Below are 24,082 nucleotides of genomic sequence, written 5' to 3' on the forward strand. Positions count from 1 at the left end.
CGAGCCTGGCACCCGACCCGTCGAGACCGCATCCGCCGGGCGACGGGTCCTCCGTCGTCCGCCCGATCGACCGGCCGTTGCGCCCCCCGGAGCCGGGCAGCCGCCCCTCCCCGTCGCTCTCCTCCTCCTGCTGCGGCGGAGCGACGGGCGGCCCGCGGCCTCGTCGGGCGCTCTCGACACCGTCCTGGCCGCCTCCGTCCTCGCGGAGCTCTCCCTCCGGCGGCGCGTCGAGGTGGACGCCGGAGCCGTCGCCCTCGGGCCGGAGCGGTCCGCGCTCGGGGACGCCGTGCTCGACGGGGCACTCGGGTGGATCGCAGCGGAGCGAGCACCGCGCAGCGTCTCCTGGTGGATCGCCCGCCTCACGCGAAGGGAGCTGCATGCCGCCCTCCTCGAGCGGGTCGCCGCCGTGGAGCCGGCGGAGGACGAGCGGCTGCGGATCCGGGTCGCCGAGGTCCTCGCGGCTCGGACGGCGCCCCTTCCGTCGGACGCGGCGCTCATCGGCCTGCTCGACGCGGCCGGAGCGCTCTCGCCGAGGCCCGGCATCCCGGACCGGCAGGCGATCCGGTCGCTCGCGGCGCAGCACTGGGCAGGGCAGGCGGCCGCCGCCGTCCTCGCGGGAACCGCCGCGAGCGTCACGGGAGCCGCGGTGATCGCGGCGACGACGACGGTCACGATCACCGGCATGTGATCCGACGCGTGCGGCTCGCTGAAGCCGCGCGCCCCTATTCCGCCGGGTAGTCGGGCGCGACGAAGACGCAGAACGGGTGGCCGGCCGGATCGGCGAGGACGTGGAGCGCCTCCTCCGGGTCCTCGCTCCTGTCCTCGATCAGCTCGGCGCCGAGAGCGAGCGCCCGGGTCTTCTGCCGGTCGAGCTCGTCGGCGTCCGCGACCATGAAGTCGAGGTGCAGCTGCTGCGGGACGGGCCCCTCCGGCCAGGTCGCGCGCGGCAGGGCGGCCACCCGCTGGAACGTGAGCTTCGCGCCGTCGGCGGTGACGATCGCGACCCACTCCGCCTCGTCGTCCGAGCCGTCCGCGGGCGGCTCGTCGCCGGAGCGGTACTCGCCGCCGAGCAGGGCGAGGTAGAAGGCGGAGAGGGCGCGGGCGTCCTCCGTGTCGAGGACGACCTGGCGCAGGCGCATGCGGGCAGGGTACCGCCGGACGAGCACTGGAGGGGGATGACGTGCTGTGCGGGACGGCTGCGGCGGGCCGGGCGTCGTGGGTCGCGGCCCGACGTCGGCTGAGAAGGGGGGTCCCTGCCCCGACACGGCAGGCCGCGTCTCAGCGGAGGTTGTCCAGCTCTCTCGCTCCCGACCGCGCCGCCCTGCCACTCCGCGCCCGCTTCCTCAACCCCTCCCGGCTCCCGGGCTCGCGCCAGGGCCCGGCGCGTACTGTGGCCGCTGACTCACGACGGCTACGAGGGAGACACCATGACGGAGCAGATCGGAATCCCCGAGGCCGCGGCACTGGGGAGCGAGCGGCGGAGCATCGCGATCCTCGGAGCGGGCGGCGACCTCACCGAGCGGCTGCTGCTGCCGGGCCTGGGCCGGGTGGCCGAGCTCGCGCGCGACCTCGAGCTCACGCTGATCGGCGCGGCGCGCACGCCCCAGACCGACGAGGAGTGGCAGGGCCTCGTCCGCCGCAGCCTCGAGGCGGCCGGAGTCGCCGCGCACACGGTCGAGGCCCTCGCGTCACGGGCGCGCTTCGTCGCCACCGACGCCTCCGACCCGGAGCAGCTGAAGGCCCTCCTCGACGCCTGCCCGTCGACCCCGGTGCTCTACGTCGCCCTGCCGCCGGCGATGGGGCACAAGGTCGCCGCCTCGCTCGCCGAGCTCGACCTCCCCGAGGAGCTGGTCGTCGCCATCGAGAAGCCGTTCGGCGAGGACCTCGACGACGCGATCGCCCTCAACGCGGCGTTCGCGAAGGTCCTCCCCGAGAGCCGCCTCTGGCGCATCGACCACTTCCTCGGCAACGCGACCGTGCTGGGGATGCTGGGCCTGCGGTTCGGCAACAGCATGCTCGAGGCGAGCTGGAGCGCCGAGTGGATCGAGAAGGTCGAGATCGTCTACGACGAGACGCTCGGCATCGAGGGCCGCGCGGCCTTCTACGAGAAGACCGGCGCGCTGCGCGACATGCTGCAGAGCCACCTCCTGATGGTGCTCGCGCTGACCACGATGGAGCGCCCCGACGAGGTCGCGCCCGACGAGGTCCACGCGCGCATGGCCGAGGTGCTCGGCGCCGTGCGGCTCTGGCGCGACGACCCCTCCTCCGCCCGCCGCGCCCGCTACACCGAGGGCCGCGTCGACGGCCGCTTCTTCCCCTCCTACGTCGACGAGCCCGACGTCGACCCCGAGACCGGCACCGAGACCCTCGCGCAGCTGCTGCTCCAGGTCGACACTCCGCGCTGGGCGGGCGTCCCCTTCGTCCTCCGCTCCGGCAAGGCGATCGGCGACCCGCGCCGGGAGGTGGCGATCCACTTCCGCGCCGCCACGCCCCCGCGCGGCCTGCAGGCGGCCGAGGGCGACGCCGGGACGGTCCTCCGGATCGGTCTCAAGGGCGGCGACGTCAGCCTCGACCTGGTCGTGAACAGCGCCGACGAGCTGACCGATCTCGAGCGCACCACCCTGACGGCGCAGCCCGGCGCGGCCACGCTCGACCCCTACGCGCAGGTCCTCGCCGGGATCCTGCAGGGCGACACCCTGCTCTCGGTCCCGGGCGACGTGGCCGAGCAGTGCTGGCGCATCATCACTCCGGTGCTCTCCGCCTGGGCCGCGGGCGACGCTCCACTGGACGAGTACGAGGCGGGGAGCGCGGGGCCCGAGGGCTGGTGAGCTCGCGGTGAGGCGCGCGGGCTGAGGCGTCGGCGCGTGGCGTGATGCGGGGTCAGGTCCGCCGACGCCGGTCGCGTAGCCTCCCGCCCGGCTCCGCTGCTAGCCGTCCCGCTGGTCGACCCGTCCCGCCGGTCGACCGGCCGGTCGGTCGACCTTGCCGCCCATCGACCCTCCCGCCCGTTGACCCTCCCGCCGGGGGAGACGGGATGCTGGAGGCATGTTGGGCATCGGGGAGTACGCAGGCATCACGGGTATGAGCGTGAAGGCGCTCCGGCACTACGACGAGAAGGGCGTGCTGGTCCCGGCGGAGGTCGACGAGCGGTCGTCGTACCGCCGGTACGCCGACGCCCAGGTCCGGGCCGGAGTCGTGATCAGCGCCCTCCGGAGCGCGGGGGTGCCGCTGCCCGAGGTCGCGGCGGCGACTCGAGCCGGCACCGCGGCGGAGGCGCTGCAGGCGCACAGGGAGCGCGTGCTCGCGGAGCGGGAGCAGGAGGACCGGGCGTTCGAGGTCGCCGAGGTGGCGCTGCGGGCGCTCGCCGTGCCGGTCGAGGTCGCCGAGCGGACGATGCCGGCGCAGCCGTACGTCGGCCAGGTCCTCACGATCGCCCTGGACGAGGCCGACGGGCCGGGCGACGACGAGGCGAACGAGATCTTCGGCGCGCTCGCCACCCGAGTGCACGCGGCAGGGCTCGGGCCGACGGGACGTTTCTGGACGGCGCTCCGGGCGGGCGAGCCGGGTTCGGCGGAGCTCGTCTGCTGCTGGCCGACGTCGGCGGAGGCGGAGGGCGATCTCGCCGATCTCGCCGCGATCCTCCCGGCGCGCACCGAGCTGGTCGCCACCTGGCGGCCTCGCGACGGGGAGGAACTGCCCGAGGGGACGCTGCATCCGGCGATCGTCGCGCTCTTCGACGCCGCCGGAGACCGCGGCCTCCGGCTCGACGGGGTCGAGGTGCGGCAGACGGTGCTGGGGGAGGGGCCCGAGGACGTGGCGGTCGAGGTGTCGCTGACGGTCGCGGGGTGAGGGAGGCCGAGGCGTGCCTCAGGTGGGCCGGGTGCCAGCGCTCGAGGACCGGCTCGGCAGGACCGGCTCCTCAGCACCGAGCGGAGGAGGGAGTGGCGCCGTCCGGCTGATCCCGCGCCACTCTGTCGCATGGTGCCACCCGTCTCCGTAGGCTCCGACGCATGACGAGCGGAGTCGAGGCCGGAGTCCATCGCGGTGACGAGCGGACGGTCCTCCACCGTCGGTGGTTCGCGGTCGTGGCCTCCCTGGTCTTCGCCTTCGGCTGGCTGCTGATCCCCGGCGTCGGCTGGCTGATCGGCGCCGTCGCCGTTCTCTGCAGCTCGGCGTGGACGCGGTCCGAGAAGGGATCGGTGTTGGCGATCCCGCTGGTCGCGGCCGCTCTGGTCGGCAGCGGGGTCGGGCTCTTCTACGGTCTGCTCGGCGCGCCGAGCTCCAGCCTGACGACGTGGACGGTGGTGGGGGCCGGGATGCTGGCGGGAGGCGCGGCGACTGCGCTTCTGGGGGTCCGGCTGTGCGCTCGGGCACTCCGCCGGCCGGAGGAGTCCGCTCGAGGCTCGCTCTCACCAGCTGCCCCGGCCTCGGGCGCGAACGACGTCAGCTGAGAGGAGGGGCGTGGGCTCCTGAGGGAGGCCGCCCTGTCTCAGCGGAGGTTGTGCGGCCGCTCGCCGGCCCCGCTCGCGTCGTAGCGGAGCCGCACCAGCTCAGAGCCCGGCAGAACCGTCGCGTCGAGGAGGCGCAGCCCGTGCTGCGGCGCCCCGGAGTAGAGCGGCGTCCCGCCGCCCGCGAGTCCGGCGCCGACGAGGACGATCAGCTCGTCCACCAGGCCCTGCTCGAGGAGCGGGTTCCAGGTGGTGCCGCTGCCGAACATCAGCAGGTCGCCCCGGTCGCCCTGCTTGAGCAGCTCGATCTCGGCCGGACCCTGCTTCCGCGGCACGATCCGGGTGGTGGCGGCCCACGGCGCCGCCGGATCGGGAGCCAGGGAGTCGCTGATCACCAGCGCGTCGAGCGACGTGACCAGCCGCGCCGTCTCGTGCTCCCGCTCACCCGCCGTCCCGTCCGCGGCGACGGCGCTCCAGCTGTCCCAGTTGTCGCGGAACCAGCGGCCGCCGTAGACGAGCGTCCCCGCGCGGCGCAGCAGCTCGAGGTTGTGGTCGTTGAACGCGTCCTCGAACGGCAGCGCCGAGAGGTCGTGCCCGTGCCCCTCGAAGCGGCCGTCGAGCGACGTGAGGACGGAGACGACGAGCCTGCTCATGCGGGGGATGCTACTCAGGCGGGGGTGCCGGGTGAAGGGGCGCGGAGGGCCGCGAGCCGGAGGAACAGCGGCGGGGGCAACTCATCCGGCAGGGGTGTCCGAGAAGCGTCGGCAGCGGTGTTCCCGATCACCTTTCGATACGCGGCTGGATAGTGTCGAGCCAGGAAAAGGCGTCTACGGGGAACAGGTACGGGTGATGGTCGAGCGACCGGAGTTGGACAGGGCGAAGGAGAGAGTCGCGCGAGCTGCCGGCGATCTGAGCAAGCGTGCGCGGAGCGCTACGACGCAGGTGATGGAGCAGGCCGGCGATCTCCGCGAAGCAGCCGCCGAGAAGTTCGGCCCGAGGAGCCTCCAGTCGTACGAGGAGGTCACGGCCGAGTACAACCGCGCCTTCACGGCGATGAGCGACGACGGGCTCTCCCTCCTCCGGCAACGCGAGCGCTCCACCGACCTGATCGCTCTCGTCGAGCTCGTGGTGAACAGCATCGCCAACACGCCCAAGTCCTTCAGCAGGGACTTCGAGCAGATCGAGCTCGACAGAGCCCGGTTCCTGGACGCCGAGGAGATCGCCCGCGCTGATCTTGTCGCTGCACGGAAGTCCGCGGCGGGAGCGGGCGCCGGTGTCACCGCCGGAGCGGCGATCGCGAGCGTCGCGCCGACCGCTGCCATGTGGGTCGCCACCACGTTCGGCACCGCGTCGACCGGGACCGCGATCTCGACCCTGTCCGGTGCCGCTGCGAGCCAGGCCGCCCTGGCATGGCTCGGCGGCGGAGCCGTCGCTGCCGGTGGCGGAGGGACCGTCGCGGGAGGAGCGCTGCTCGCGCTGGCCGGCCCGGTCGGCTGGAGCCTCGCAGGCGCCGCCGTCCTCACCTCGGTCGTCCTGTTCACGAAGAAGAAGTTCGAGAACCGCGAGACGAAGCACGAGATGCTCACCGCCGTGATGCGGAACATCGCGCAGGTGCAGGCGATGGACGCGCAGATCGACGACCTCCTCCAGCGCACCGCCTCTACCCGAGAGCTGCTTCTGAAGGTCTACGGCGAGGCGCTGCCGTTCTTCGGGGCGGACTTCGCGACCCTGGCTCCCTCCCAGCAGTCGCAGCTCGGCGCGCTCGTGAACGTCGCGAAAGCGAGTGCGGCACTGCTGAGCGCCCGTGTGGAGCAGGCCGCCGACGATGCCTGATCTCGCCGACGTCGCCAGAAGCACTCACGAGCAGGCCGTCGCCGCCTGGGTGGGCTACCTGAACCAGGTGCGCGTCGATCGCCTCATGGGCGCCCTGAGCAGGCAGGACCAGAACCTCTCGACGGCTCTCGACCATCTGGATACGGCCCTCCTGCACATAGGCGACGTGGTCTCGTCGAACCGCGGTGGAGTGAAGGGCGCGCACGGATTCATCGCCGAGGTCGCCGAGGTCGGCATCGGCAACGCCCGTGCCGCTGTGCTCGGGGAGACCGGCGGCAACGCCTGGGTGAACGACAACGGCCCCGTCGATCTGATGCGGAACGGCCTGCTGATCCAGCAGAAGTTCTCCGCCGCCGGCGGGCGGTTCGGCCTCGGCGCGATCACGGAGCACCTCGAGAGGTACCCGGACTTCGTGAGGAACGGCGGCAGGTACCAGATCCCGAGCGACCACTTCGAGGTCATCCAGAAGCTGCACGCGATGTCCGCCGAGGATGCGGCGAAGGTCCTCTCTCGCAGCGGGGACGGCCCGTCCCTCCGCGACTGGAACCGGGTGAAGACGTTCTTCTCGAGCGAGACGATCGACATCGCGGCACTCGAGCCCTCCCGGCTGGAGTACCGCGACGTGCAGCTCGGTGCGTACACCGACACGTTCGCGGCGGAGGAGGGAAGGATCACGGCGACCGACGAGGCCGCCCGCACGGCTGCCGTTCGGGAGAACCGGGCGACGGTGCGCCAGGGCGCTCAGGTCACCGTCGCCGCCGCCGGGATCGAGGGTGGGACCGCGTTCGTCTCCGCGGTCCTCGCCAAGCGCCGCGAAGGCACGAAGCTCAAGGAGTTCTCGGCCGACGACTGGAAGGACATCGCGAACGCCTCCGGTCTCGGCGCGGTGAAGGGCGGTGTCCGCGGTCTCACCATCTACTCACTCACCAATCTCACTGCGACGTCGGCCGCCACGGCGAACACGGTCACGACCGCCGCGCTGGGGATCGCGGGCCAGGCGAGCAGGCTGCGAGCGGGCGACATCTCCGAGATCGAGTTCATCGAGAACTCCGAGATCCTCTGCCTCCAGGCCGGCATCAGCGCGCTGTCCTCGGTCGTCGGGCAGGTGCTCATCCCGGTCCCCGTCCTCGGCGCCGTCATCGGCAACACCGTCGGCTCCGTCATGTTCAGCGTCGCGTCGTCCTCGCTCTCCGCCCGGGAAGAAGCGATCATCGCCGGATATCTCGAGGATCAGCGCTCACTCGATCAACAGCTGGCCGCCGACTACGCCGATCTCCTGGCGAAGCTCGAGACGAGCATGCTGCACTTCATCGACATCCTCGACCGGGCGTTCTCTCCCGACATCGAGGTCGCGCTTCTCGGGGCGATCGACCTCGCGGCCCGAGTCGGGGTGCCCTCGGAGGAGATCCTGGACACCGACGAGAAGGTGAACGCGTACTTCCTCGACTAGGTGCCTGCGGGTCGGGACGTCGTTCGTGGCGAGGGCGTTGTGCCGACCTGGTTCCACGGGTTCCGGATGGTGCTGCCGGTACGCCCGCCCCGCACCCCTCCTCACATCGCCGCCCCCAGCGCCTCCCGCAACGTCGCCCGCGCCCGCGCGTGCCGGCTCCGCACGGTCGCGGCGCGGAGGGACAGGATCTCGGCCGCCTCGGCGAGGGAGAAGCCGTCCCAGTAGACGAGGGTGATGATCTCCTGGTCGACGGGCTTCAGCTGCGCGATCGCGGCGCGGACGTCCTCGGCCGCGTCGTCGGCCGGCGCGGGCGGAGTGATGCGGAGCTCCTCCGCCAGCCGCTCGACGAGCGCGCTCCTCCGGGTCGCGGTGCGGCGCTGGCCCGAGATCACCCGCCGTGCGACGCCGAACGCCCACATCCGCGCGCGCGTCTCGTCCTCGGGGATCGACCGCTCCTTCCGCCAGAGGATCAGGAGGGTGTCGCTGAGGAGGTCCGCGGCGTCCTCGGGGCTCGCCGTCCGCCGCGCGAAGTAGCGGAGCAGGTCCGGCGCCTCCCGCTCGACCAGGGCCGTGATCTCGGCCTCCCGGTCGCGCGCGGGGGAGCGGACGACGCTGCGCGCCATGGACGGCGCCGCCTCGCCGGCGCTCATCACAGCTCTCCCGTGCAGTCGGTGCTGCCGCCCAGGCCGCCGTCGCCCTCGACGATCACGCCCTCGGGGATCGTGTCGAGGATGTGGTCGTCCGCGGCGGTGATCCAGGCCCGCCAGCGGATCGTCTCGTCCGAGAGGCCGGGGCCGTCGCTGTTCATGTCCGAGGCCAGCCAGGCGGGGTCGGTCGTGTAGGCGAGCGCGTCGTCGTGGATCCGCTGGCCGATGCCGTTCCAGTCCTGCGCGCGCAGGTAGTCGGTCGCGGAGGTGGTGACCTCGCGGTAGTCGATCTCGCCGTTGAAGTAGTCGATCGAGCACGACACCGCTGCGCCGGAGTCGGTGGTGTAGCTGATCGGGATCGTGAAGTCGGGGACCGAGCGGACGTCGGTGCCGGCGCTGGTCGCCAGCACGAGACCCGGGACGAGGAGGACGGGAGCTGCCAGCCACCACGCCCTCGACCGCGCGGGACGGCGGGGCGCGCGTTCGCGGGTCTCGGCGATCACGCTGTGCAGGGCGGTGCGGACGCCGGGCGCCCGGTCGTCGGTCGCGGGGTCGCTGCGGGAGAGCAGGTCGTCGAGTGTGCGTCGCGTCATCGGGTCCATCCTTCGTCGGTCGGGCGTCTACCGAGTACGTGGCCGGGTGGGGCCCGAGCGTTGCACGGGACCTGACGGGAGGAGTGAGCCGAGCCGGTCGCGCGCGCTCACTTCTTAGAACTCCTTCGCGAGGACCCGTCAAAAGGCGCCATATTCGGCTTCACCCCGGTCCTTTTCTCATCGGTTATGGCCCCGACAAGGGGGGCTCACTTCTCTATGGCGAGAGGGAGGCCGACCTATACGTTCATCTTCGGAAGCCCGCGGGGAATGCGTGCTCCCCTCCGGAGTCTGGGGCCTCCGCACTCGCTGCGACATCCATGTCGTTCGTCGTGTCGACGTTTCGCTCATCTCCACGATCGACAACACGACTGAGAAGCAGAACCATGGCTTTCACGACCCGGCGGCGCCGCCACTCACGGCACCGAGCGCCGTCGCGCCTCGGAATGCGGGCCGTCGTCTTCGCGACGATCGGCGCTCTCCTCGTCGGCTCGTGGGGGCTCGGCGACGTCTCCGCCTCGTCTCCCGCTCAGGCCGCGAACCAGGCGGATCCGGTCGCCGGCGACGCCCCCGCTCCTCTCCCGACGCCGGTCGCACCGACACCGCCGATAGCCCCCGAGGCCGATCCGGCACCCGCCCCCTCCGCATCTGCCACCTCGGCACCCACTCCGTCAGCGTCCGCCCCGTCGGCACCCGCCGAGGCCGCGGAGTCGCCGAGTGCGACGGCGGAGGAGCCGGCTCAGGACGAGCCCGATCCCGCAGCACCCCGCGGCGCCGCGCAGCCGGAGCAGCCCGTCGAGCCGGCGCCCACCGGGTCGGCGCCCGCTCCCACGGCGGCCTCGGACGACGACCAGGAGTCGGACCGCGGCCCGCCCGCGACGGCGCGAGCAGCGGGAGGCTTCTCCACGCTCGCGGCCGGCGTCGCCGAGGCCCCGCGACAGGTGTGGACGGAGACCTTCGAGCAGGGTCTGACCGCCACCCCGAGCGCGCTCACCGCCTACGCGAACGGCCGCTACACGGCCGCCACCGGCTGGTCGACCGCCACGAACTGCACCGGCGTCCTGGTCAACTACACGGCGCCCTACCCCAACTCCGCCTTCTGCCCGACCCGGCCCCTCCTCACCGTCGGCACGGGATCGTCGGCCGCACGCGAGACCCGCCGCATGGCGGACGTCCTCGGCCAGGTGGCGGCCGGAGTGCCGGGGTCCACCTCCAGCACCGCACCGGCCAACGGCTCGAACACCGGCACGCAGGCGAACCACGCCCTGGTCGAGTACCCGTACGCCGCCGTCACCGGCGGCACGACCGTCGCCCAGAGCGCCGCGGGGATCGGCGTCTCCGCGCCCGCCGCCCGCTACTACGCCGTCGGCATGAACGCCGCCGGCGGGCAGTGCGGGACGAACAACGCGTCCCTCTCCCTCAACCTGGTGTCGGGCGGGTCCACCGTCCTCACCGGATTCGCCGCACCGGTCGTGCCCTGCGCCGCGACCGGCGGCGTGTTCTACACGTCCCCGACCCTCCCGCTGGTCGGCGGGCTCGGCTCGCTCGTCGATCCCGGGCTCCCCGCCTCCGCTCGCGCCGCCGCCTACACCGGCACGAGCACCGCGCTCCTCACTCCGGCGCAGATCGCCGCAGCCCAGGTGCAGCTCGTGAACACGGTCACCGGCACGGGAAGCGCCTTCGCCGTCGACGACCTCCGCGTGCTCGACGTCACCCCCGCTCTCGATGCGGCCTTCACGCAGGCCGTGCCGACCGCGACGGTGCCGACCACGCTGACCTACACGGTCACCAACACCAGCGACCTCCTCGCGAAGGCGGACTGGCGCTTCTCGACCGCTCTCCCGGCCGGCCTCGTCGTGGCCCCGACGCCTGCTGTCGGCGGGTCCTGCACCGACGTCACCGGAACGGCGTTCGCCGTGACAGCGGCTGCCGGATCCTCCTCCGTCTCGACGGTCGGCGGCGATCTCGCCGCGGGCGCGACCTCCTGCACGATCTCGGTGGACGTGGTGGCCGCCGCCGCCGGGACGTACAGCACCGGGACCACGACTCCCACCGGTCTCATCGCCGCCGCCCCCACCTCGGTGACGATCCAGGCCGCGACGACCCTCACCGTCCGGAAGAACCTGCCGGTGCGCAGCGCCACGGGCGACCAGTTCACGCTCTCGGTGCGCAGCGGCACGACGGTCCTCGCGTCGGCGACCACCACGGGCACCGCCACCGGGATCCAGGCCGCGCAGATCAGCCGCCTCACCGTGCAGTCCGGAGCGACGTACACGATCGCCGAGGCGCAGACCGCGGGCGCGGGCCTGGGGTACTCCAACAGCTACGAGTGCTCGCGCGGCGGCACGGTCATCGCCTCCGGAGCCTCCGCCGCCGGGTCGATCACGATCCCCAGCGAGGCGGGAGCGGAGGTGCTCTGCACCTTCACGAACACGGTGCAGACGCCGCGCCTGTTCTGCGACACCGGCCGCTTCTACTCCCTCACGGCGGCCGGCGCCCTGCAGCAGGCCGACATCGTCACGGGATCCCTGACCTCGATCGGCAGCTGGTCGGGGACCGCCGAGGCCAACGCGCTCGGCGTCGGCGCGAACGGTGCCTTCGCCTACGCGCTGGACCGCTCGTCCGACGCAACGGACGTCGACGCCGTCCTCAAGTGGACGCCGGAGGCGGGCTTCCAGAGGATCGCGAACAGCGCGTACACGACGGTGGCCGGCGGAGCGCAGGTGACCGGCAGCATCGTCGCCGGCGCGGTCGACCTCCGGACGGGCCGGTACCTGTTCGGCAGCTTCGCGAGCGGCCAGTTCTACATCTGGAGCTTCACCGAGGCCAACCCCGTCGGCACCCGGTTCGCCCTCGTCGGCTCCTTTCCCACCTCCGGAACCCCCAACGGCAACGGCGACATGGCGTTCGACGCTCGCGGCAACCTCTACGTCGTCGGCGCGGGCTCGGTCAACAACGCCAGCAGCGCCGCGATCTTCACCGTGCCGGCCGACGCCCTGGCTGCGGCGACCGGCGGCACCCTCCCGGTGAACACCTCGATCGCGAAGGCCGTGACGGGGACCGACGCCGCCTTCGCCAACATCAACGGCATCGCCTTCTCGCCGCGTGGAACCGTCTACCTCGCCAACGGCGACGTCGCCGCCGCGAACGGTGTCCCCGCCATCCCCGGCAGCGCGTACGAGTTCGACGCCACCACCTGGACCCGCGTCAGCGGCACGCCGCGCGTGAGCGTCAACGCCGTCGACCTCTCCGGCTGCTCCTCGCCGGCCACGATCACCGTGCAGAAGAGCGTGGTCGGCCGCCTCGCCGCGGCGGATCAGTTCCAGCTCACGGCCGCCGCCGGCTCCCCGGCGTCGCCGTTCGCCACGGCCACCACCACCGGCGCCACCACCGGCCGCCAGATTGCGCAGATCGGCCCCTTCCCCACTCCGATCAACAGCACGGTGACGGTCTCGGAGGCGATGGCCGCGGGCTCCGCCTCCCCGATCACCGCCTACACGAGCATCTACGAGTGCTACGCGGACGGCGTGCGGGTGAGCACGGGCTCGAACCCGACCGGGACAGTCACCCTCCCGAACCGGCTCGGCGTCAACGTCACCTGCACCTTCTTCAACTCCCCGCGCCCCGCCTCCACCGTGCGCATCACCAAGACGATCCGGGACGCCTCCGGCACGACCCGCCCCGGCGTGGACTGGACGGTGGGCACGACCGCGACGGCCACCGCCGGCACCGTCGCCCTGCTGCCGGAGCAGTCGCCCCGCCAGCAGACGGACGCCGCGGGTCAGGCCGCCTGGACCGTCCTGTTCGGCACGGAGGCGTCGCGGGCGACGCTCACCGTCTCGGAGGTGCAGCAGACGGGCTTCGCGTTCGTCAGCGGCGCCTGCACGGTCAACGGCGCCGCACGGTCGACCACGTTCTCGCAGTCGGGGACCGTCATCAGCGCGAGCGTCACCGGCATCGCCTCCGCGGCGGTCGTCGAGTGCTCGATCGTGAACCGGCCCACGGCCTCCCTCACGCTCGTGAAGACGGTGAGCTCCGGCAGCGCGCTGCCCAGTGACTTCACGCTCAGCGCCACTGGCCCGACCGGCGCCCTGCCCGGCCCGACCGGCCGCGCGGGCTCCGCTGGCGTGTCGGCTATCCCCGTCACCCCGGGTGTGGCCTACCGGCTCGCCGAGACCGGGGGCCCCGCCACCTCCGTACAGACCGCACCCTGGCAGTGCCGCACCGACGCCGGCGCCGCCCTCACCGTGAGCGCGGCCGGAGACGTGACCCCGACGAACGGCGCCGCAGTCACCTGCACCGTGGACAACGCCAGCGCGACGATCACCCTGGTCAAGCAGGTCCTGCGCCCCCAGACCGGTTTCCAGGCGGCCGACTGGCGCGTCACCGCGACGCCCGCCGCACTGGCCGGAGCGACGCTCCCGACGGAGACCCGGGCCGGCGCGGAGTACGTCGCCGCGGGCAACCCGGCGAGCACCTTCGAGGTGCGACCGGGCCACGGCTACACGCTGTCCGAGGCGGCGACGGATCCGACCCGTCGCCTCGCCTACCAGGAACTGCGTCTCGAGCGCCTAACCGGGACGACGTGGTCCCCGGTCGCCTCGCGGACGATCACGGCCCCCACGGCCGGTCAGACGGCGGTCTACCGCTTCGTCAACGCCCCTGTGGACCCCACACGCCTGCCGCTGACCGGCGGCGCCAGCACCGACGCGTTCCTCCTGGGCGGGGGGTCGGTGCTCACTCTCGCACTCGGCCTCCTCCTCTGGGAGCGGCGCCGGAGGCTGCGAGGCCCCTCCAGGTGACGCCCCGACCGAGAGCCCCGGCGCTCTCCCGCAGACCCCTTCCCGCACACCTTCGACTCCACGACACCAGCACTCACGATTTCAGTAGGAGAGATCACATGTCCCGCTCACTCACCAGGCGGCTCGCCGCCGCAGCCGGCGTCCTCGCGCTGAGCGCTGCGGCGGTCTTCACCGCCGTCGCGCCGGCGTCAGCGGTCACGCTGCCCGGCAACATCGACCCCACCATCAGCCGCACCCTCACCGTGCACAAGCTCGCGCTGGGCTCCAACAACGGCCAGGCGATCGGCACCGGCCAGGAGATCACGGTCCCCGGCGATGCGCTGCCCGGCGCCGTGTTCACCGCCGCGCGCGTCCAGGGCGTCGACCTCACCACGCCCGACGGCTGGAACCAGGTCGCGAACCTGACCCCGGGCACCGCGGCGACCCGCGTCACCGCCGCCGACACCTTCACCGCCACCAGCGGCACGGACGGCGAGGCCGTGTTCAACAACGGCGCGAGCATGCCGCTCGGCCTCTACCTCGTGACCGAGACCCAGCTCCCCGCCGGAGCCACCAACGGCGCGGCGCCGTTCCTCGTCACCCTGCCGTTCCCGACGGGCCCGACCGGTGCGCCGGCGAACCAGTGGATCTACGACGTCCACGTCTACCCCAAGAACGCGGTCACGGAGCTCACCAAGACGCGCGTCCCCGCGGCGGCGAACTCGGTCGAGGCGCGCAACCCCGACCTCATCCGCTGGGCCATCGCCTCGGACGTCCCGGTGCTCGCCGCCGGTGACACGCTCGACACGTTCACCCTCACCGACACGCTCCCCGCCGAGCTGACCTACCTGCCGACCGGACCGGCCGGCGTCGCGCCCACCGGCATCACGGTGACCAGCGCCGCGGGCACCGCGCCCGCACCGGCGTTCATCGCGAACACGGACTACACGCTCGGCTACGACGCCGCGACCCGGAACGTCACGCTGAACTTCCTGCAGCCCGGCCTCACGAAGCTCCAGGGTCTTCAGGGCGGCGTCGTCACCCTCACGGTGCTCACCCGCGCCACCGCCATCCCGGCCAACGGCATCATCACCAACTCGGCGACGAGCGTCGTGAACGGGGCCACGGAGACGGTCACCGGCAGCACCCCGATCGGTCAGCTGACCGTGTACGCCTACCAGAACAACGGCGCCAACCGCGTGCCGCTCGCGGGTGCGGTCTACCAGGTGTTCCTCACCGAGAACGACGCCAACCTCGGCCAGAACCCGGTGTTCATCAACGGCAACCAGAACTGGACGACCGGAGCGAACGGCATCGTCGAGATCCCGATCATCACGCCGGGCAACTACTACGTCCGCGAGCTGACCCCGCCCGCCGGATTCCGTCTGCCCACCCCGGCCCAGGTGCTGACGCAGGTCGTCGCCGGACCGAGCTCGGCCACCGCGCCGATCCAGAACTACGTCGAGTTCCTCCACACCCAGGTGCCGGCGTTCGCCCTGCCCCTCACCGGTGGCGGCGCGCAGTGGTTCACCCTCGGTGGAGGCGCGCTCCTCGCCCTCGCGATCGGTTCGGGCCTGATCGCCTCGCGCCGCCGCACCGCGCTGGCTGCTCAGACCGCGGAGTAACGTCGCACCATGACGAAGTCGAATGCGGGGCACCCGTCGGGTGCCCCGCATTCCTCTGTCTCCAGCCCTTTTCCTCCGCGGAGGCGGATCCACCGCCGGCCGCGGTGGCGGCTCCCGATCGCCCCGCTGGTCATCGCGCTCATCAGCCTCTCGGGAGTGGCGCTGCTGCTGTACCCCGTCGCCGCCAGCTGGCTCAGCGCCGTCGAGCAGGCGCGCGAGATCGACTCCCTCACCCAGGACATCACCGACCTCGGCGCCGAGACCCTCCGGCAGAACCTCGTCGAGGCCCGCGCCTACAACCAGAGCCTCAGCGGAGGCGGCGCGGCCGTCGCCGCGAACGAGCGCCTCCCCCTGGCCGACGACGAGCAGGTCGCCGACCGCGAGCGCTACTCCTCCCTCCTGCGCGGCGACGCCGAGGGACTGATGGCCAGGATCAGGATCCCCGCCATCGACGTGGACCTGCCGATCTTCCACGGCACGAGCGACGCCGTCCTCGAGCGGGGCGTCGGCCACCTCGAGGGCACCGCCCTGCCGGTCGGTGGCCCCTCCACTCACTCGGTGCTCACCGGCCACCGCGGCCTCGCCTCGGCCGAGCTCTTCACCCACCTCGACCGCGTCGACGTCGGCGACACCTTCACCATCGAGGTCTACGGCGAGGTGGTCACCTACCGCGTGCGCGAGACACTGGTCGTCGAGCCGGAGGACACGCAGAGCCTCCTCGTGCAGCCCGGCCAGGACCTCCTGACCCTCGTCACCTGCACCCCGCTCGGGATCAACACCCACCGCATCCTCGTCACCGGCGAACGGGTGATCCCGACGCCGCAGTCGGACGTGGACGCCGCGGGGGAGTCGCCCGACGTCGCCGGGTTCCCGTGGTGGGCGGTCGCGGCCGGAGGCGCCGTGGTCGCTGCCGGTGTGTACGTGTGGTGGGCGGGGCGGCCGGCGCGCGGAGCGTGGGTGCCGGTAGTGGCCGCCGACGAGGAGCGCGACAGAGTTCCTGCGGAGCTGTGAGGCGAGGGGGCGCGGATCTCCGCCGTCCTGCTCCGGTCGCCTCGGCCCCGTCCCGTCACCGGGATCGCGGCTGTGCCGGCCTGGTCAGGCGGGCCGCCACTCCTCGAGGAACTCGGCGACCGTCTTCGTCTCGAGGTCGAGCTCGACCTGACCGAGCAGGTAGTGGGGATCGGTGAGGTCGGCCTTCACGCGGATGATCTCGGCCCCGGTGTCGAGGCGGACGACGACGAGGTCGTAAGGCGCGAGAAAGCCGCTCCCCAGCGCCATGTCGATGGTGAGGCGGAGCCGACCGAAGCGCCGCAGCTGCAGCTCGGCGCGGAGGTGCTCGGCGGCGACCTCGGGGGCGTCGGGAGTGAGGTCGGACATGGGAGAGACGGTATCGAAGCGGGGGTGGCAGACCCCTGGTCGCGCCCGCGGTTTGCGGAGTCATGATGGGAGTCGCTGTGAGGCGGTCAGTCCCGCAGGGCGACCGTCACCGCTCGGCTCTCCGGCGCCGCGATCAGGTTCTTCGCCACCGCAGCGGAGAGGTACGACGTCGCGTCGTGCCGGCGCAGGGTGACGATTGAGGCGACCGCTCTCACCGCCAGGACGATCGGAGCGAAGCTCGGCCCTGAGGTGAACCAGTCTCCGACCGCGACGCCGACCTCGGTCATCGGGATCAGCAGAGTCATCGGATCGAGTCGCCCTGCGTCTCTTCGCCTAGTCGCGGAATCATTTCTGCCGCCTATGTGGAGGCGGTTCGGCTGGATACGGTCAACGCTCGTGGCTTCGAAAGTAGCGCCCGCCAGCGCCGTTCGCTAGCGACCCGCGAGGCCGGACCCGCCACCATCCCTGTCCAGATCGCGGAGAGCGACGAGACGACTGCGGTCCGGATCGTCCAGCGGACTAGCGAGAACGATCAATGCCCCGATCTAGCGTCCGCGGACCACAACGCTCCGCGCAGCGCGCCCGCGACGAGTGAGCTTGCGCACAGGCCAAGGCCGCTGCGAAGGCCGAGCTGACCGCACGCGGATTCGCGATCCTCGACAGCGAGGTCTACTACGCCGACACCAGCCACACCAGCATCCGCGACCTCCGCAAGGAGGACGGCTCCCGGGTAGACGCCGCCGACATCGAGAACGTCGAGGGACGCGCCGCAGATGTACGGGTTGTGTTCACCGGCAAGAGCGCCGATGCCAGCTAGTACTTCACTGACCAGCAAGCCGCGGGCTTCCGCAAGGAGGGAAGGACTACCTGCAGGCCCCATGCTCGACGAGCAGGAGGCCGAGCGTCGCATACTCATCTCCTGCAACAAAGTGTGGAAAGCGGCAGAGACGGTCCCCCGCGAGTGGATCGCCTCGTTCCTCTCCCGCAAGACCCTCCCGAAGGACGCGGACCGCGTGATCGCGCTGGGCCTCACCGTGCACCGCTTCTCGGTGTCCTCCGGAATGAGCGGCGGCAACGCCCTCGCGCACACCCTCCTCGGGATCACGCAGCCCTCCGGCTACCACGCCGACGCTCTCGCCGCACTCATCGAGGCGAACCCCGCGAAGGCCCGCCTCGTCGCGCTGGCCGTCGTTCTCGGAGGCGAGGAGGCAAACACGAGCAAGGAGTCGTGGCGCCGCGGCGACGAGCGCGCCGCCGCTCACTTCCGCCAGCTCGCGGCCTGGGGCTACGCGCTCTCCCCGGTCGAGCAGGTCGTCACCGGCGACACCACCGCCGCCGACGCCGCGGGCCTCAGCTAGCCCGCTCCGCGGGGACCGGCAGCCGCCGGTCCCCGCCCTCCCGCCTCGACTCAGCAGAAAGGCCCACCATGACCACCACCACGACTCCCACCGTCGACGTCGACGTGTGGGGACACACCCCGGCGCTGCGCGACGCGCAAGCCGCCGTCGACGCCGCCGCCGCCTCCGGCGACCAAGCCGCGACCGCCGCCGCCGCGCGAGCGCTCATCGTCGCCGCGGCCGCGCACGGCTGGCCCACCGCGACCGCCCTCGTGTTCAAGTATGAGACGACCGACCCCGTCGCCGGAGTCGGGGGACTCTAGCGAGTCCTCGACGCCGCCGGGACCGTACTCCGAGCGTGGGACGACGACCCCGACCCGATGACCGACGAGTCCGAGGAGGAGTTGGTCGCCCTCGACCTCATCAGCAACCGCCGCGCGACCCAGGACTACACCGACTTCGGACAGCCCATCGGCTCCACCGTGCTCATGCTCCACACGCTCGCGCTCTGCACGACGGGGAGAGCCCCCTCGACCCCCCCCGGTCACGCGCGTGGAACGGCCACCCGCGCTCGAGTCGTGTTCAGCGGCGGGGACGCGGCTTGTACGTCTTCCCCGCCCGAATGTTCCGATTCTCGATCACACCCACGACCGCCAGGCCCACGGCAACGGAGAGGATCAGCGCCCAACCGAGGACGTTGAACCACTCACCCGTGAAGGCCGCGTAGGTCTGCTCGCCGGCGATCGCGAAGAGCATCAACGACAGGCCGAACCACACCATGCCGTTGGAAATCAGCGCCGTGCGCGCGAGCTTGGTGCGAGGCTTCGACATGTTCTCACCCTCCCACCGCGACCTGAGCGTGTCTACGTGCCAGCAGAAGGAGAATAGATCATGCCTTCTAATGCATCTGTCAGCGATAACGAGTTCCCGGGCCTGAACGAGCAGTTCTATGAGATGGCGCCACACCGCTATCTCGACTCGCGGTTGACAGCCCTGCTTCTCATGGTAGGTGAGGAAGACGACCAGGCTCAATCACCGAAATCCATTCGATTTGGCTCCATCACGGCTGAAGTTGAGGGGCTCAGTCGGCAGGAGCGCAGCGAATACGCGGCGATCGAATCCACCGTGCTCCTGCACCACGCGAGCGAGGCGCTGTTGCGGCTCTACCTTGCTCATGCGCGCTCGAACCCGTGCCCCTGGGTTGCGCTGTCGGAGTTCACCAATGCTCGCGAGTTCAAAGAAGCAGTCCGCAAGCTGCGCCGGGATCTCGAGCGGGAAGAGACGATGGCGGACCTCCTGACCGTCTTCACCGGCTCGCCCGACCGCTCAATCTTCGTAGATGAGACAGAAGAACGATAGATAGACCACCGCGACGCCCTCGTCCTTCTCGTGCATCACTGCGCGGACGTCTTCCTGAACCAATCGAACATCTATAACGCCGCCAAGCACGGGCTCGCGCTCGGCTCTCAGGAGGTCGGATTCAGCCTGAAACCGCCAGGCGACGCGCCAGCGTTGGAGCGAACCGGCCCAACACTCAACTTCCTCGAAACTGCAGGCCCACCGAACGACAAGCACTGGCGGCGGACTCTTCAATTCGTACAGCCCGACACCAACGTGGGGTGGGTGGCGCTCATCCTGCGAGAAATCAAGGTGCTTTGGTCCATTGCCCGCCGACGTCGCGTGCGCAATGTCGATGAGCTGCACATCACCTTCCTGCAGCTCGGAGCCGTGAAGGAACTCCTGAGGCAGGAGGCTCCCGACGCCATGAATCTCTCGGGCTTTTCGGAACGACTGCACGCGGACAAGCCGCAACCCGCCGGTAGCGGCAGAAGCATTCGGAGTCCGCGGCCGCAAATACGCCGCCGCTGAGCGGGGCTGGCGGTCCTCTCTGAGGATCGGCTACCCAACGTTCGATTGGTGCTTCAAGTCTCAAAATCAGGCTCATCAACTGACGTCGCCAACTGGCCGTGTTGTGAGCCGCTCCAACACATCAGACGGGAACAAGCGCATGTCGGAAAGGATTGATTCTACCGCTAAGCGGTTCGCTTCGACGTCGTCGCTATGACGCAAAACAATGAGCGCGTCCCAAAGTTTTGTCGCATCATCCGCAAGGGTCAAGATGTCCCGAGGCATTATATAAAACACGTTAGGATTTGACGCCGTTACCGCTTCAGGGGCGAAAGCCTGCCTTGGAGTCATTATGGTGCTGGCTGACTGAGGAGGAATCGACTCAGACCGATTTGAGCTGAGGAGAGCGAGTTGACTGTTCGTTTGCCGAACGTCTTGTAGCGGCACTAGGCCGGAAGAACTTTCGTCAGACTTCGCCTCGACTGTTAACCACAGCGCGTCCTCCCAACACCAAGCGGAGTCACATTGACCATCGTCAGGCGGCTTGTAGGACTCAGCGCCTAAAAGGCGCCCAAGAATTGAGAGTGCTGGCTCATAAAGGCCTGGAGCCGTGAATTGCAGTCCTTTTCTCATCTCCTCCGCCCGCCTATCATGTGCCTGCACGTTGATAGACTTGAGATCGTCGACGAGTCGAGATATCGCTGCCTTATCCCATGTCGGCCGGTCCAGGACGGCGCGGCCTGGGAAGGGAAGAACTTCACGAATCCACGTTGCGGGTTGCGCAGCTGAAACGGCTCCCGCTGCAAGGGAATCCGAAATTGAAAAGTCTGAGTCCAGACCGTAGCTACGGCCCGCGCAGTTGTAGAAATATGCAGCAAGAAGAAGCCAGAATGCGCGATAGCCCTCAATGGCGTGTTCACCCGCCATGGCTTCAACAGCCAAATTGGCCTCGACTGCGGCGCCTCTCCAGTCACCCCGCCACGCCAGTTCGCATGCCAACACCTCGTGCGGGGAAGCGGTAGCGAGCGGGCGGGCGGGGCGTCAGCGTCCCGCCCGCATCCACGATCGATGAGATCCGGGATGAGGTGAAGCATGGCGAAGAAGAGGGAGACGCCGACGTTCGGCAACAAGAGCCAGCAGGCGCGCGAGCAAGCCCTCGCGCGCAAGAAGGCTCAGGCGGAACGCGGCAGTTCGAAGTTCGGCGCGAGCAACCCGCACAACGGCGCTGCAGTCAGCCAGTCTGGCAAGAAGAGCGTGCGCGGGCGTAACGGCGGTTAGCCGCAGTGTTGAACGTGCTCGGCATGGTCACCACTGTGATCGCGCCGAACACGTTCCCGCGGCGCTTGCGCGTCAGAGCGTCGACTTGCGCATCGCCACGTCGACGACGCCCGCGGCGGCGGCGATCAGGTCCTCGGCGCCGCCCCAGCGTCCGACGAGCCGCCGTAACGCCAGCGCATGGGCGCGACCTCGTCCGTGAACCGCGTCGGCGAACAGGGCCTCGCTAATGAGGAGTCGCGCCACCCGTAGATCGGCCGTTCCCTCAGTCAGACGCTCGAGATCGGCGGCGGATGCGAAGCTACTCAGGTGAGCGATTATGCGTCGCGCAATGTCGGCACCGCCGACGGCCACGACCCACTGAGTCGATCCGAGCGGTGACCGTGTCGCGAGCCAGTCAATGGCCAGCAGGGTCTCGATCACCGGAGACAGCTCGGCGCGCTCACGAGCCGTCACGATCGCCTCAGCCGATCTTTCGGAAGGGTTGCGTGGTGTGAGGACGGCCTCAGGGTTCCTCTCGGCCGCCTGGCGCGCCTCTCTCCGCCGTCGGGACACGATCTCTCCGACCGTCCCACCGCGATTTCGTCGAACGTGCCAACGGTAGATGTCGTCGATCAGCTCGACTCGTCCGGCCGGAAGGAATGCTCGAGCGGATGCCGGGATCTCCATCAGGTCCGCGTCCGTCGGAAGCACGAACCAGAACGCTGGCGCCGTCGCCTCCCTGCACCAACCGGTCATGGCCTCGAAGACGCTGTGATCGGCTGTACCGAGTAGCACGGCCGAGGGGACCGGGTGCGTGGTCAAGCGCTCACCGAGCACCGCGATCAATTTGTTCTCGGCGAGGTTCCGACCCTCATCGACAGAGAGGTGCACAACGCGGACGCGGTGCTTCGAGACGGGATACTCGACGAAGAAGCCGTCCACGCTGGGGAGGTCTAGGCGCACCTTCTCGGCCGCGTCTGCCCCGCTCTCGAGAAGCTTCCTTCTGCCGGTCCAGCGCGCGAACGGTTCAGCGCCGCCTCGCAGCCCTTCACCGCTTGACACTGCCACGTAGAAAGCGCGTACTCCGTAGTCCGCCGACTTACCGTAGCTGCGCAGATCGGTGACCCGGACATCGGCCGCGCGAGCGAACCACTCCAGCACAGCCTGGAGGATCAGATGCAGGCGTTCGGAATGGGAAGTCGGGTCCCCGGCGTGGAAGCCGAACAGCGCGTGGATCTCGACTTCTCGTTCGAGCCTCGCCAACGTCTCCTCGGCGTCCGGCTCTCTCGGCGGCACCACCGTAAACGGCTTAAAGAGGTTCTCGCTGTCGAAGTCGGCCTCGCCGAGAGACTCAGGAGGTTGGAGCGAACTCACCGCCGGTCCTCGCTGTCGTTCTGATTCTCTATAGCGCGCTCGAAGGCGAACGGCCGCCGCCATCCGTCATCGGGCGGACCCGCGACGGTGGCGAGTCGATCAAGGATGCGCCGCAGGATGGTTGCTCGAAAGGCCCGCGCCTCGTCCGGTGAGATGCCGTCGCCACGGGTGAAGACGTCGGATCGGACGTGAACCGAGACGGCGGCGAGTTCGACCCCGCCTTCGACCGGACCCGAGCCGACGAAGTAGAGCCCCTCGGCATCGAGGGTGAGCGGTACGGCGAAGGCGGTTCCCGCCGCATCGATCTGAGCGACGAGTTCGCCCGGCTCGGCGGGCTCACGAACACCCGGCTCGGCGGCGCGCACCCGGACCACGACCTCGTCGCCGTCATCGCCTGCGCGCAAGAACCACCGAATCGCCCCGGCTGCGCTGCTCAACTGCCGCGGATGAACGGCACGCCAATCCACATCAGTCGACCGCGACGCGAGAAGGCGCTCACCGAGTACGGCGGTGCGATCCGACACGCCGGCGAACAACGCGGGCGAGCGATGTCGCGGGCGAACCGCTGCGCGGGCCGGCGGCGCTCCGAACTGGATCTCGAACCACGACGCGTCGTCCGTACGCGCGAGAGCATCGGCAGAATGTTGGACTTCAGAGTCCATCTCTTGGAGGCGTTCCAGCGAATCCGCGATTCCGTCGTAGTGCGCCGAGTCCGTCGGCAAGCTCTCCAGCGCGGCCGACGCGGCCGACCGGAGCAGGGCACCTGTCCCACCCGGCGGCTGCCGATCCGACTGTTTCACGACATACTCCGCGAGGTGGGCGTCGAACTCGGCCACCCGCGGCGAGAGGAAGGATGCGGCCACGTCTGTCGTGCCGAGCACCGCCTCGGCCTCGAAGGCGAGCACACCGAGTTCGATGTCGAGCAGCCATGGCCGTATCGCCTCGATGTCGATGGTGCCCTCGGCCGAGCCCTCGTGCACCGGGCCCGGCCAGTTTCGACGCAGCCATGCGCCGAGAGCGAATCGGCGGACGACATCCGCTAGGGATACCGCCCCATCGGGTAAGTATCCGATGGTCGGGTCAATGACGAGCTCCTCGCGAGCCTCGACCAGCCCGGCACTCCGTGAGGCCACGGCACGGGCCACCGCGCGGCCGTAGAGTCCGGCCAGCCACCACGATGCCAGGGCAGGGTCGTCGATCTCGGCTCGGATTGCACCGCGCTCGCCCACGATATTGATCGTGAGCTCCGCGCCGTCCGCGGGGAGTGCGACCGAGTCGAGCGACCCGCCGTCCGTCCATTCCGTCGGTACGACTGCGATGGTGCCGTCCGCTCCGATGCTCACCTCGACACGGTAGGTGCTGCTCATTTCGACTCCGTTCCCGGTGGGCTCTTTGCTCACCGCCGGAGTATGTCGATCCCGGACGTCGGGAGGCCCCGTCCTGTGCACATCTTTCCGTCGATGCGTCACGGTGTCTACAGTCGTGAGCAGCATCCGCGCGATCCGGATCCGCGGC

General features: G+C 70.5%; 23 protein-coding genes. 14 read left to right on the plus strand and 9 right to left on the minus strand.

Annotated elements, in window-relative coordinates; genetic code table 11:
* Nucleotides 1–688 (plus strand): GPP34 family phosphoprotein (locus C5C74_RS09365; protein ID WP_104351406.1); only part of this gene is annotated, 688 nt, incomplete at its 5' end.
* Between the two features lie 34 nt (nucleotides 689–722).
* On the opposite strand, the gene C5C74_RS09370 is transcribed toward C5C74_RS09365, so the two are convergent.
* Entirely contained in the window at nucleotides 723–1,139 is a 417-nt protein-coding gene (locus C5C74_RS09370) for a VOC family protein (RefSeq protein ID WP_104351407.1), read from the minus strand.
* A 288-nt stretch (nucleotides 1,140–1,427) separates the two neighbouring features.
* On the opposite strand from C5C74_RS09370, the gene C5C74_RS09375 reads away from it, so the two are divergent.
* The 3 genes from C5C74_RS09375 (at nucleotide 1,428) to C5C74_RS09385 (ending at nucleotide 4,451) form a co-directional block, all read left to right on the plus strand.
* Complete coding sequence (locus C5C74_RS09375; RefSeq protein WP_104308176.1) at nucleotides 1,428–2,828, plus strand: glucose-6-phosphate dehydrogenase; 1,401 nt, start codon at nucleotides 1,428–1,430, stop codon at nucleotides 2,826–2,828.
* A gap of 217 nt (nucleotides 2,829–3,045) precedes the next feature.
* Nucleotides 3,046–3,849 (plus strand): MerR family transcriptional regulator, encoded by an 804-nt coding sequence (locus C5C74_RS09380; protein ID WP_104351408.1) that lies wholly within the window; start codon nucleotides 3,046–3,048, stop codon nucleotides 3,847–3,849.
* Between the two features lie 161 nt (nucleotides 3,850–4,010).
* Nucleotides 4,011–4,451: a hypothetical protein gene (locus C5C74_RS09385; protein WP_104351409.1), complete on the plus strand. Its 441-nt coding sequence runs from the start codon at nucleotides 4,011–4,013 to the stop codon at nucleotides 4,449–4,451.
* 38 nt (nucleotides 4,452–4,489) lie between these two features.
* Here C5C74_RS09385 and C5C74_RS09390 read toward each other — a convergent pair whose 3' ends face one another.
* A complete protein-coding gene (locus C5C74_RS09390; RefSeq protein ID WP_104351410.1) occupies nucleotides 4,490–5,101 on the minus strand; it encodes a dihydrofolate reductase family protein in 612 nt (203 codons plus the stop codon).
* Nucleotides 5,102–5,393: 292 nt separating this feature from the next.
* On the opposite strand from C5C74_RS09390, the gene C5C74_RS09395 reads away from it, so the two are divergent.
* Both C5C74_RS09395 and C5C74_RS09400 read left to right on the plus strand, forming a co-directional pair.
* The gene (locus C5C74_RS09395) at nucleotides 5,394–6,281 is read left to right on the plus strand and encodes a hypothetical protein (protein ID WP_219812565.1); all 888 of its coding nucleotides are present in this window, start codon (nucleotides 5,394–5,396) and stop codon (nucleotides 6,279–6,281) included.
* Nucleotides 6,274–7,731 (plus strand): hypothetical protein, encoded by a 1,458-nt coding sequence (locus tag C5C74_RS09400; RefSeq protein ID WP_104351411.1) that lies wholly within the window; start codon nucleotides 6,274–6,276, stop codon nucleotides 7,729–7,731. The genes C5C74_RS09395 and C5C74_RS09400 overlap by 8 nt, the downstream gene beginning before the upstream one ends.
* A gap of 101 nt (nucleotides 7,732–7,832) precedes the next feature.
* Here C5C74_RS09400 and C5C74_RS09405 read toward each other — a convergent pair whose 3' ends face one another.
* Together C5C74_RS09405 and C5C74_RS09410 are read right to left on the minus strand one after the other, a co-directional pair.
* Nucleotides 7,833–8,381 carry an RNA polymerase sigma factor gene (locus C5C74_RS09405; protein ID WP_219813455.1) on the minus strand — a complete coding sequence of 183 codons (549 nt, stop codon included), beginning with the start codon at nucleotides 8,379–8,381 and terminating at the stop codon, nucleotides 7,833–7,835.
* On the minus strand, nucleotides 8,381–8,971 hold the full coding sequence (locus C5C74_RS09410) for a hypothetical protein (RefSeq protein WP_104351412.1): 591 nt from the start codon (nucleotides 8,969–8,971) through the stop codon (nucleotides 8,381–8,383). The genes C5C74_RS09405 and C5C74_RS09410 overlap by 1 nt, the downstream gene beginning before the upstream one ends.
* 383 nt (nucleotides 8,972–9,354) lie before the next feature.
* Here C5C74_RS09410 and C5C74_RS09415 point away from each other — a divergent pair, with 383 nt between their 5' ends.
* From C5C74_RS09415 to C5C74_RS09425, 3 genes are all read left to right on the plus strand, one after another.
* Complete coding sequence (locus tag C5C74_RS09415) at nucleotides 9,355–13,770, plus strand: LPXTG cell wall anchor domain-containing protein (RefSeq protein ID WP_146083046.1); 4,416 nt, start codon at nucleotides 9,355–9,357, stop codon at nucleotides 13,768–13,770.
* A 98-nt stretch (nucleotides 13,771–13,868) separates the two neighbouring features.
* Nucleotides 13,869–15,374, plus strand: coding sequence for a SpaH/EbpB family LPXTG-anchored major pilin (locus tag C5C74_RS09420; protein ID WP_104351414.1), 1,506 nt, complete (start codon nucleotides 13,869–13,871; stop codon nucleotides 15,372–15,374).
* Between the two features lie 9 nt (nucleotides 15,375–15,383).
* Nucleotides 15,384–16,385: a class C sortase gene (locus tag C5C74_RS09425; protein WP_104351415.1), complete on the plus strand. Its 1,002-nt coding sequence runs from the start codon at nucleotides 15,384–15,386 to the stop codon at nucleotides 16,383–16,385.
* 84 nt (nucleotides 16,386–16,469) lie between these two features.
* On the opposite strand, the gene C5C74_RS09430 is transcribed toward C5C74_RS09425, so the two are convergent.
* Together C5C74_RS09430 and C5C74_RS09435 are read right to left on the minus strand one after the other, a co-directional pair.
* Complete coding sequence (locus tag C5C74_RS09430) at nucleotides 16,470–16,751, minus strand: hypothetical protein (RefSeq protein ID WP_104351416.1); 282 nt, start codon at nucleotides 16,749–16,751, stop codon at nucleotides 16,470–16,472.
* Nucleotides 16,752–16,837: 86 nt separating this feature from the next.
* Nucleotides 16,838–17,056 carry a hypothetical protein gene (locus C5C74_RS09435; RefSeq protein ID WP_104351417.1) on the minus strand — a complete coding sequence of 73 codons (219 nt, stop codon included), beginning with the start codon at nucleotides 17,054–17,056 and terminating at the stop codon, nucleotides 16,838–16,840.
* A gap of 573 nt (nucleotides 17,057–17,629) precedes the next feature.
* Here C5C74_RS09435 and C5C74_RS09440 point away from each other — a divergent pair.
* Nucleotides 17,630–18,109, plus strand: a complete 480-nt coding sequence (locus C5C74_RS09440) for a hypothetical protein (RefSeq protein WP_104323813.1) — start codon at nucleotides 17,630–17,632, stop codon at nucleotides 18,107–18,109.
* Nucleotides 18,110–18,177: 68 nt separating this feature from the next.
* A complete protein-coding gene (locus C5C74_RS09445; RefSeq protein WP_104323812.1) occupies nucleotides 18,178–18,411 on the plus strand; it encodes a hypothetical protein in 234 nt (77 codons plus the stop codon).
* Between the two features lie 259 nt (nucleotides 18,412–18,670).
* Here the strand turns inward: C5C74_RS09445 and C5C74_RS09450 are convergent, their stop codons facing one another.
* Complete coding sequence (locus tag C5C74_RS09450) at nucleotides 18,671–18,919, minus strand: hypothetical protein (RefSeq protein WP_104323811.1); 249 nt, start codon at nucleotides 18,917–18,919, stop codon at nucleotides 18,671–18,673.
* Nucleotides 18,920–18,979: 60 nt separating this feature from the next.
* Between C5C74_RS09450 and C5C74_RS09455 the strand changes: the two genes are divergently transcribed.
* From C5C74_RS09455 to C5C74_RS17095, 3 genes are all read left to right on the plus strand, one after another.
* Complete coding sequence (locus C5C74_RS09455; protein ID WP_104351418.1) at nucleotides 18,980–19,447, plus strand: hypothetical protein; 468 nt, start codon at nucleotides 18,980–18,982, stop codon at nucleotides 19,445–19,447.
* A gap of 30 nt (nucleotides 19,448–19,477) precedes the next feature.
* The gene (locus C5C74_RS17090) at nucleotides 19,478–19,957 is read left to right on the plus strand and encodes a hypothetical protein (protein ID WP_146083047.1); all 480 of its coding nucleotides are present in this window, start codon (nucleotides 19,478–19,480) and stop codon (nucleotides 19,955–19,957) included.
* Between the two features lie 1,071 nt (nucleotides 19,958–21,028).
* Nucleotides 21,029–21,214, plus strand: a complete 186-nt coding sequence (locus tag C5C74_RS17095) for a hypothetical protein (protein WP_146083048.1) — start codon at nucleotides 21,029–21,031, stop codon at nucleotides 21,212–21,214.
* A gap of 72 nt (nucleotides 21,215–21,286) precedes the next feature.
* Here the strand turns inward: C5C74_RS17095 and C5C74_RS09460 are convergent, their stop codons facing one another.
* Together C5C74_RS09460 and C5C74_RS09465 are read right to left on the minus strand one after the other, a co-directional pair.
* Complete coding sequence (locus C5C74_RS09460) at nucleotides 21,287–22,567, minus strand: hypothetical protein (RefSeq protein ID WP_104351419.1); 1,281 nt, start codon at nucleotides 22,565–22,567, stop codon at nucleotides 21,287–21,289.
* Nucleotides 22,564–23,934 carry a hypothetical protein gene (locus C5C74_RS09465; RefSeq protein ID WP_104351420.1) on the minus strand — a complete coding sequence of 457 codons (1,371 nt, stop codon included), beginning with the start codon at nucleotides 23,932–23,934 and terminating at the stop codon, nucleotides 22,564–22,566. Before C5C74_RS09465 ends, C5C74_RS09460 begins: the two co-directional genes overlap by 4 nt.
* Nucleotides 23,935–24,082: the final 148 nt, after the last annotated feature.

This window comes from Rathayibacter sp. AY1E8, assembly GCF_002931415.1.
Taxonomy (GTDB): domain Bacteria; phylum Actinomycetota; class Actinomycetes; order Actinomycetales; family Microbacteriaceae; genus Rathayibacter.

Bases quoted from the DNA above. Each gene is read 5' to 3' on its own strand.
- C5C74_RS09370 (WP_104351407.1), bottom strand. From the start codon at position 1,139: ATGCGCCTGCGCCAGGTCGTCCTCGACACGGAGGACGCCCGCGCCCTC.
- C5C74_RS09375 (WP_104308176.1), top strand. From the start codon at position 1,428: ATGACGGAGCAGATCGGAATCCCCGAGGCCGCGGCACTGGGGAGCGAG.
- C5C74_RS09380 (WP_104351408.1), top strand. From the start codon at position 3,046: ATGTTGGGCATCGGGGAGTACGCAGGCATCACGGGTATGAGCGTGAAG.
- C5C74_RS09385 (WP_104351409.1), top strand. From the start codon at position 4,011: ATGACGAGCGGAGTCGAGGCCGGAGTCCATCGCGGTGACGAGCGGACG.
- C5C74_RS09390 (WP_104351410.1), bottom strand. From the start codon at position 5,101: ATGAGCAGGCTCGTCGTCTCCGTCCTCACGTCGCTCGACGGCCGCTTC.
- C5C74_RS09395 (WP_219812565.1), top strand. From the start codon at position 5,394: ATGGAGCAGGCCGGCGATCTCCGCGAAGCAGCCGCCGAGAAGTTCGGC.
- C5C74_RS09400 (WP_104351411.1), top strand. From the start codon at position 6,274: ATGCCTGATCTCGCCGACGTCGCCAGAAGCACTCACGAGCAGGCCGTC.
- C5C74_RS09405 (WP_219813455.1), bottom strand. From the start codon at position 8,381: ATGAGCGCCGGCGAGGCGGCGCCGTCCATGGCGCGCAGCGTCGTCCGC.
- C5C74_RS09410 (WP_104351412.1), bottom strand. From the start codon at position 8,971: ATGACGCGACGCACACTCGACGACCTGCTCTCCCGCAGCGACCCCGCG.
- C5C74_RS09415 (WP_146083046.1), top strand. From the start codon at position 9,355: ATGGCTTTCACGACCCGGCGGCGCCGCCACTCACGGCACCGAGCGCCG.
- C5C74_RS09420 (WP_104351414.1), top strand. From the start codon at position 13,869: ATGTCCCGCTCACTCACCAGGCGGCTCGCCGCCGCAGCCGGCGTCCTC.
- C5C74_RS09425 (WP_104351415.1), top strand. From the start codon at position 15,384: ATGACGAAGTCGAATGCGGGGCACCCGTCGGGTGCCCCGCATTCCTCT.
- C5C74_RS09430 (WP_104351416.1), bottom strand. From the start codon at position 16,751: ATGTCCGACCTCACTCCCGACGCCCCCGAGGTCGCCGCCGAGCACCTC.
- C5C74_RS09435 (WP_104351417.1), bottom strand. From the start codon at position 17,056: ATGACTCTGCTGATCCCGATGACCGAGGTCGGCGTCGCGGTCGGAGAC.
- C5C74_RS09440 (WP_104323813.1), top strand. From the start codon at position 17,630: ATGCTCGACGAGCAGGAGGCCGAGCGTCGCATACTCATCTCCTGCAAC.
- C5C74_RS09445 (WP_104323812.1), top strand. From the start codon at position 18,178: ATGACCACCACCACGACTCCCACCGTCGACGTCGACGTGTGGGGACAC.
- C5C74_RS09450 (WP_104323811.1), bottom strand. From the start codon at position 18,919: ATGTCGAAGCCTCGCACCAAGCTCGCGCGCACGGCGCTGATTTCCAAC.
- C5C74_RS09455 (WP_104351418.1), top strand. From the start codon at position 18,980: ATGCCTTCTAATGCATCTGTCAGCGATAACGAGTTCCCGGGCCTGAAC.
- C5C74_RS17095 (WP_146083048.1), top strand. From the start codon at position 21,029: ATGGCGAAGAAGAGGGAGACGCCGACGTTCGGCAACAAGAGCCAGCAG.
- C5C74_RS09465 (WP_104351420.1), bottom strand. From the start codon at position 23,934: ATGAGCAGCACCTACCGTGTCGAGGTGAGCATCGGAGCGGACGGCACC.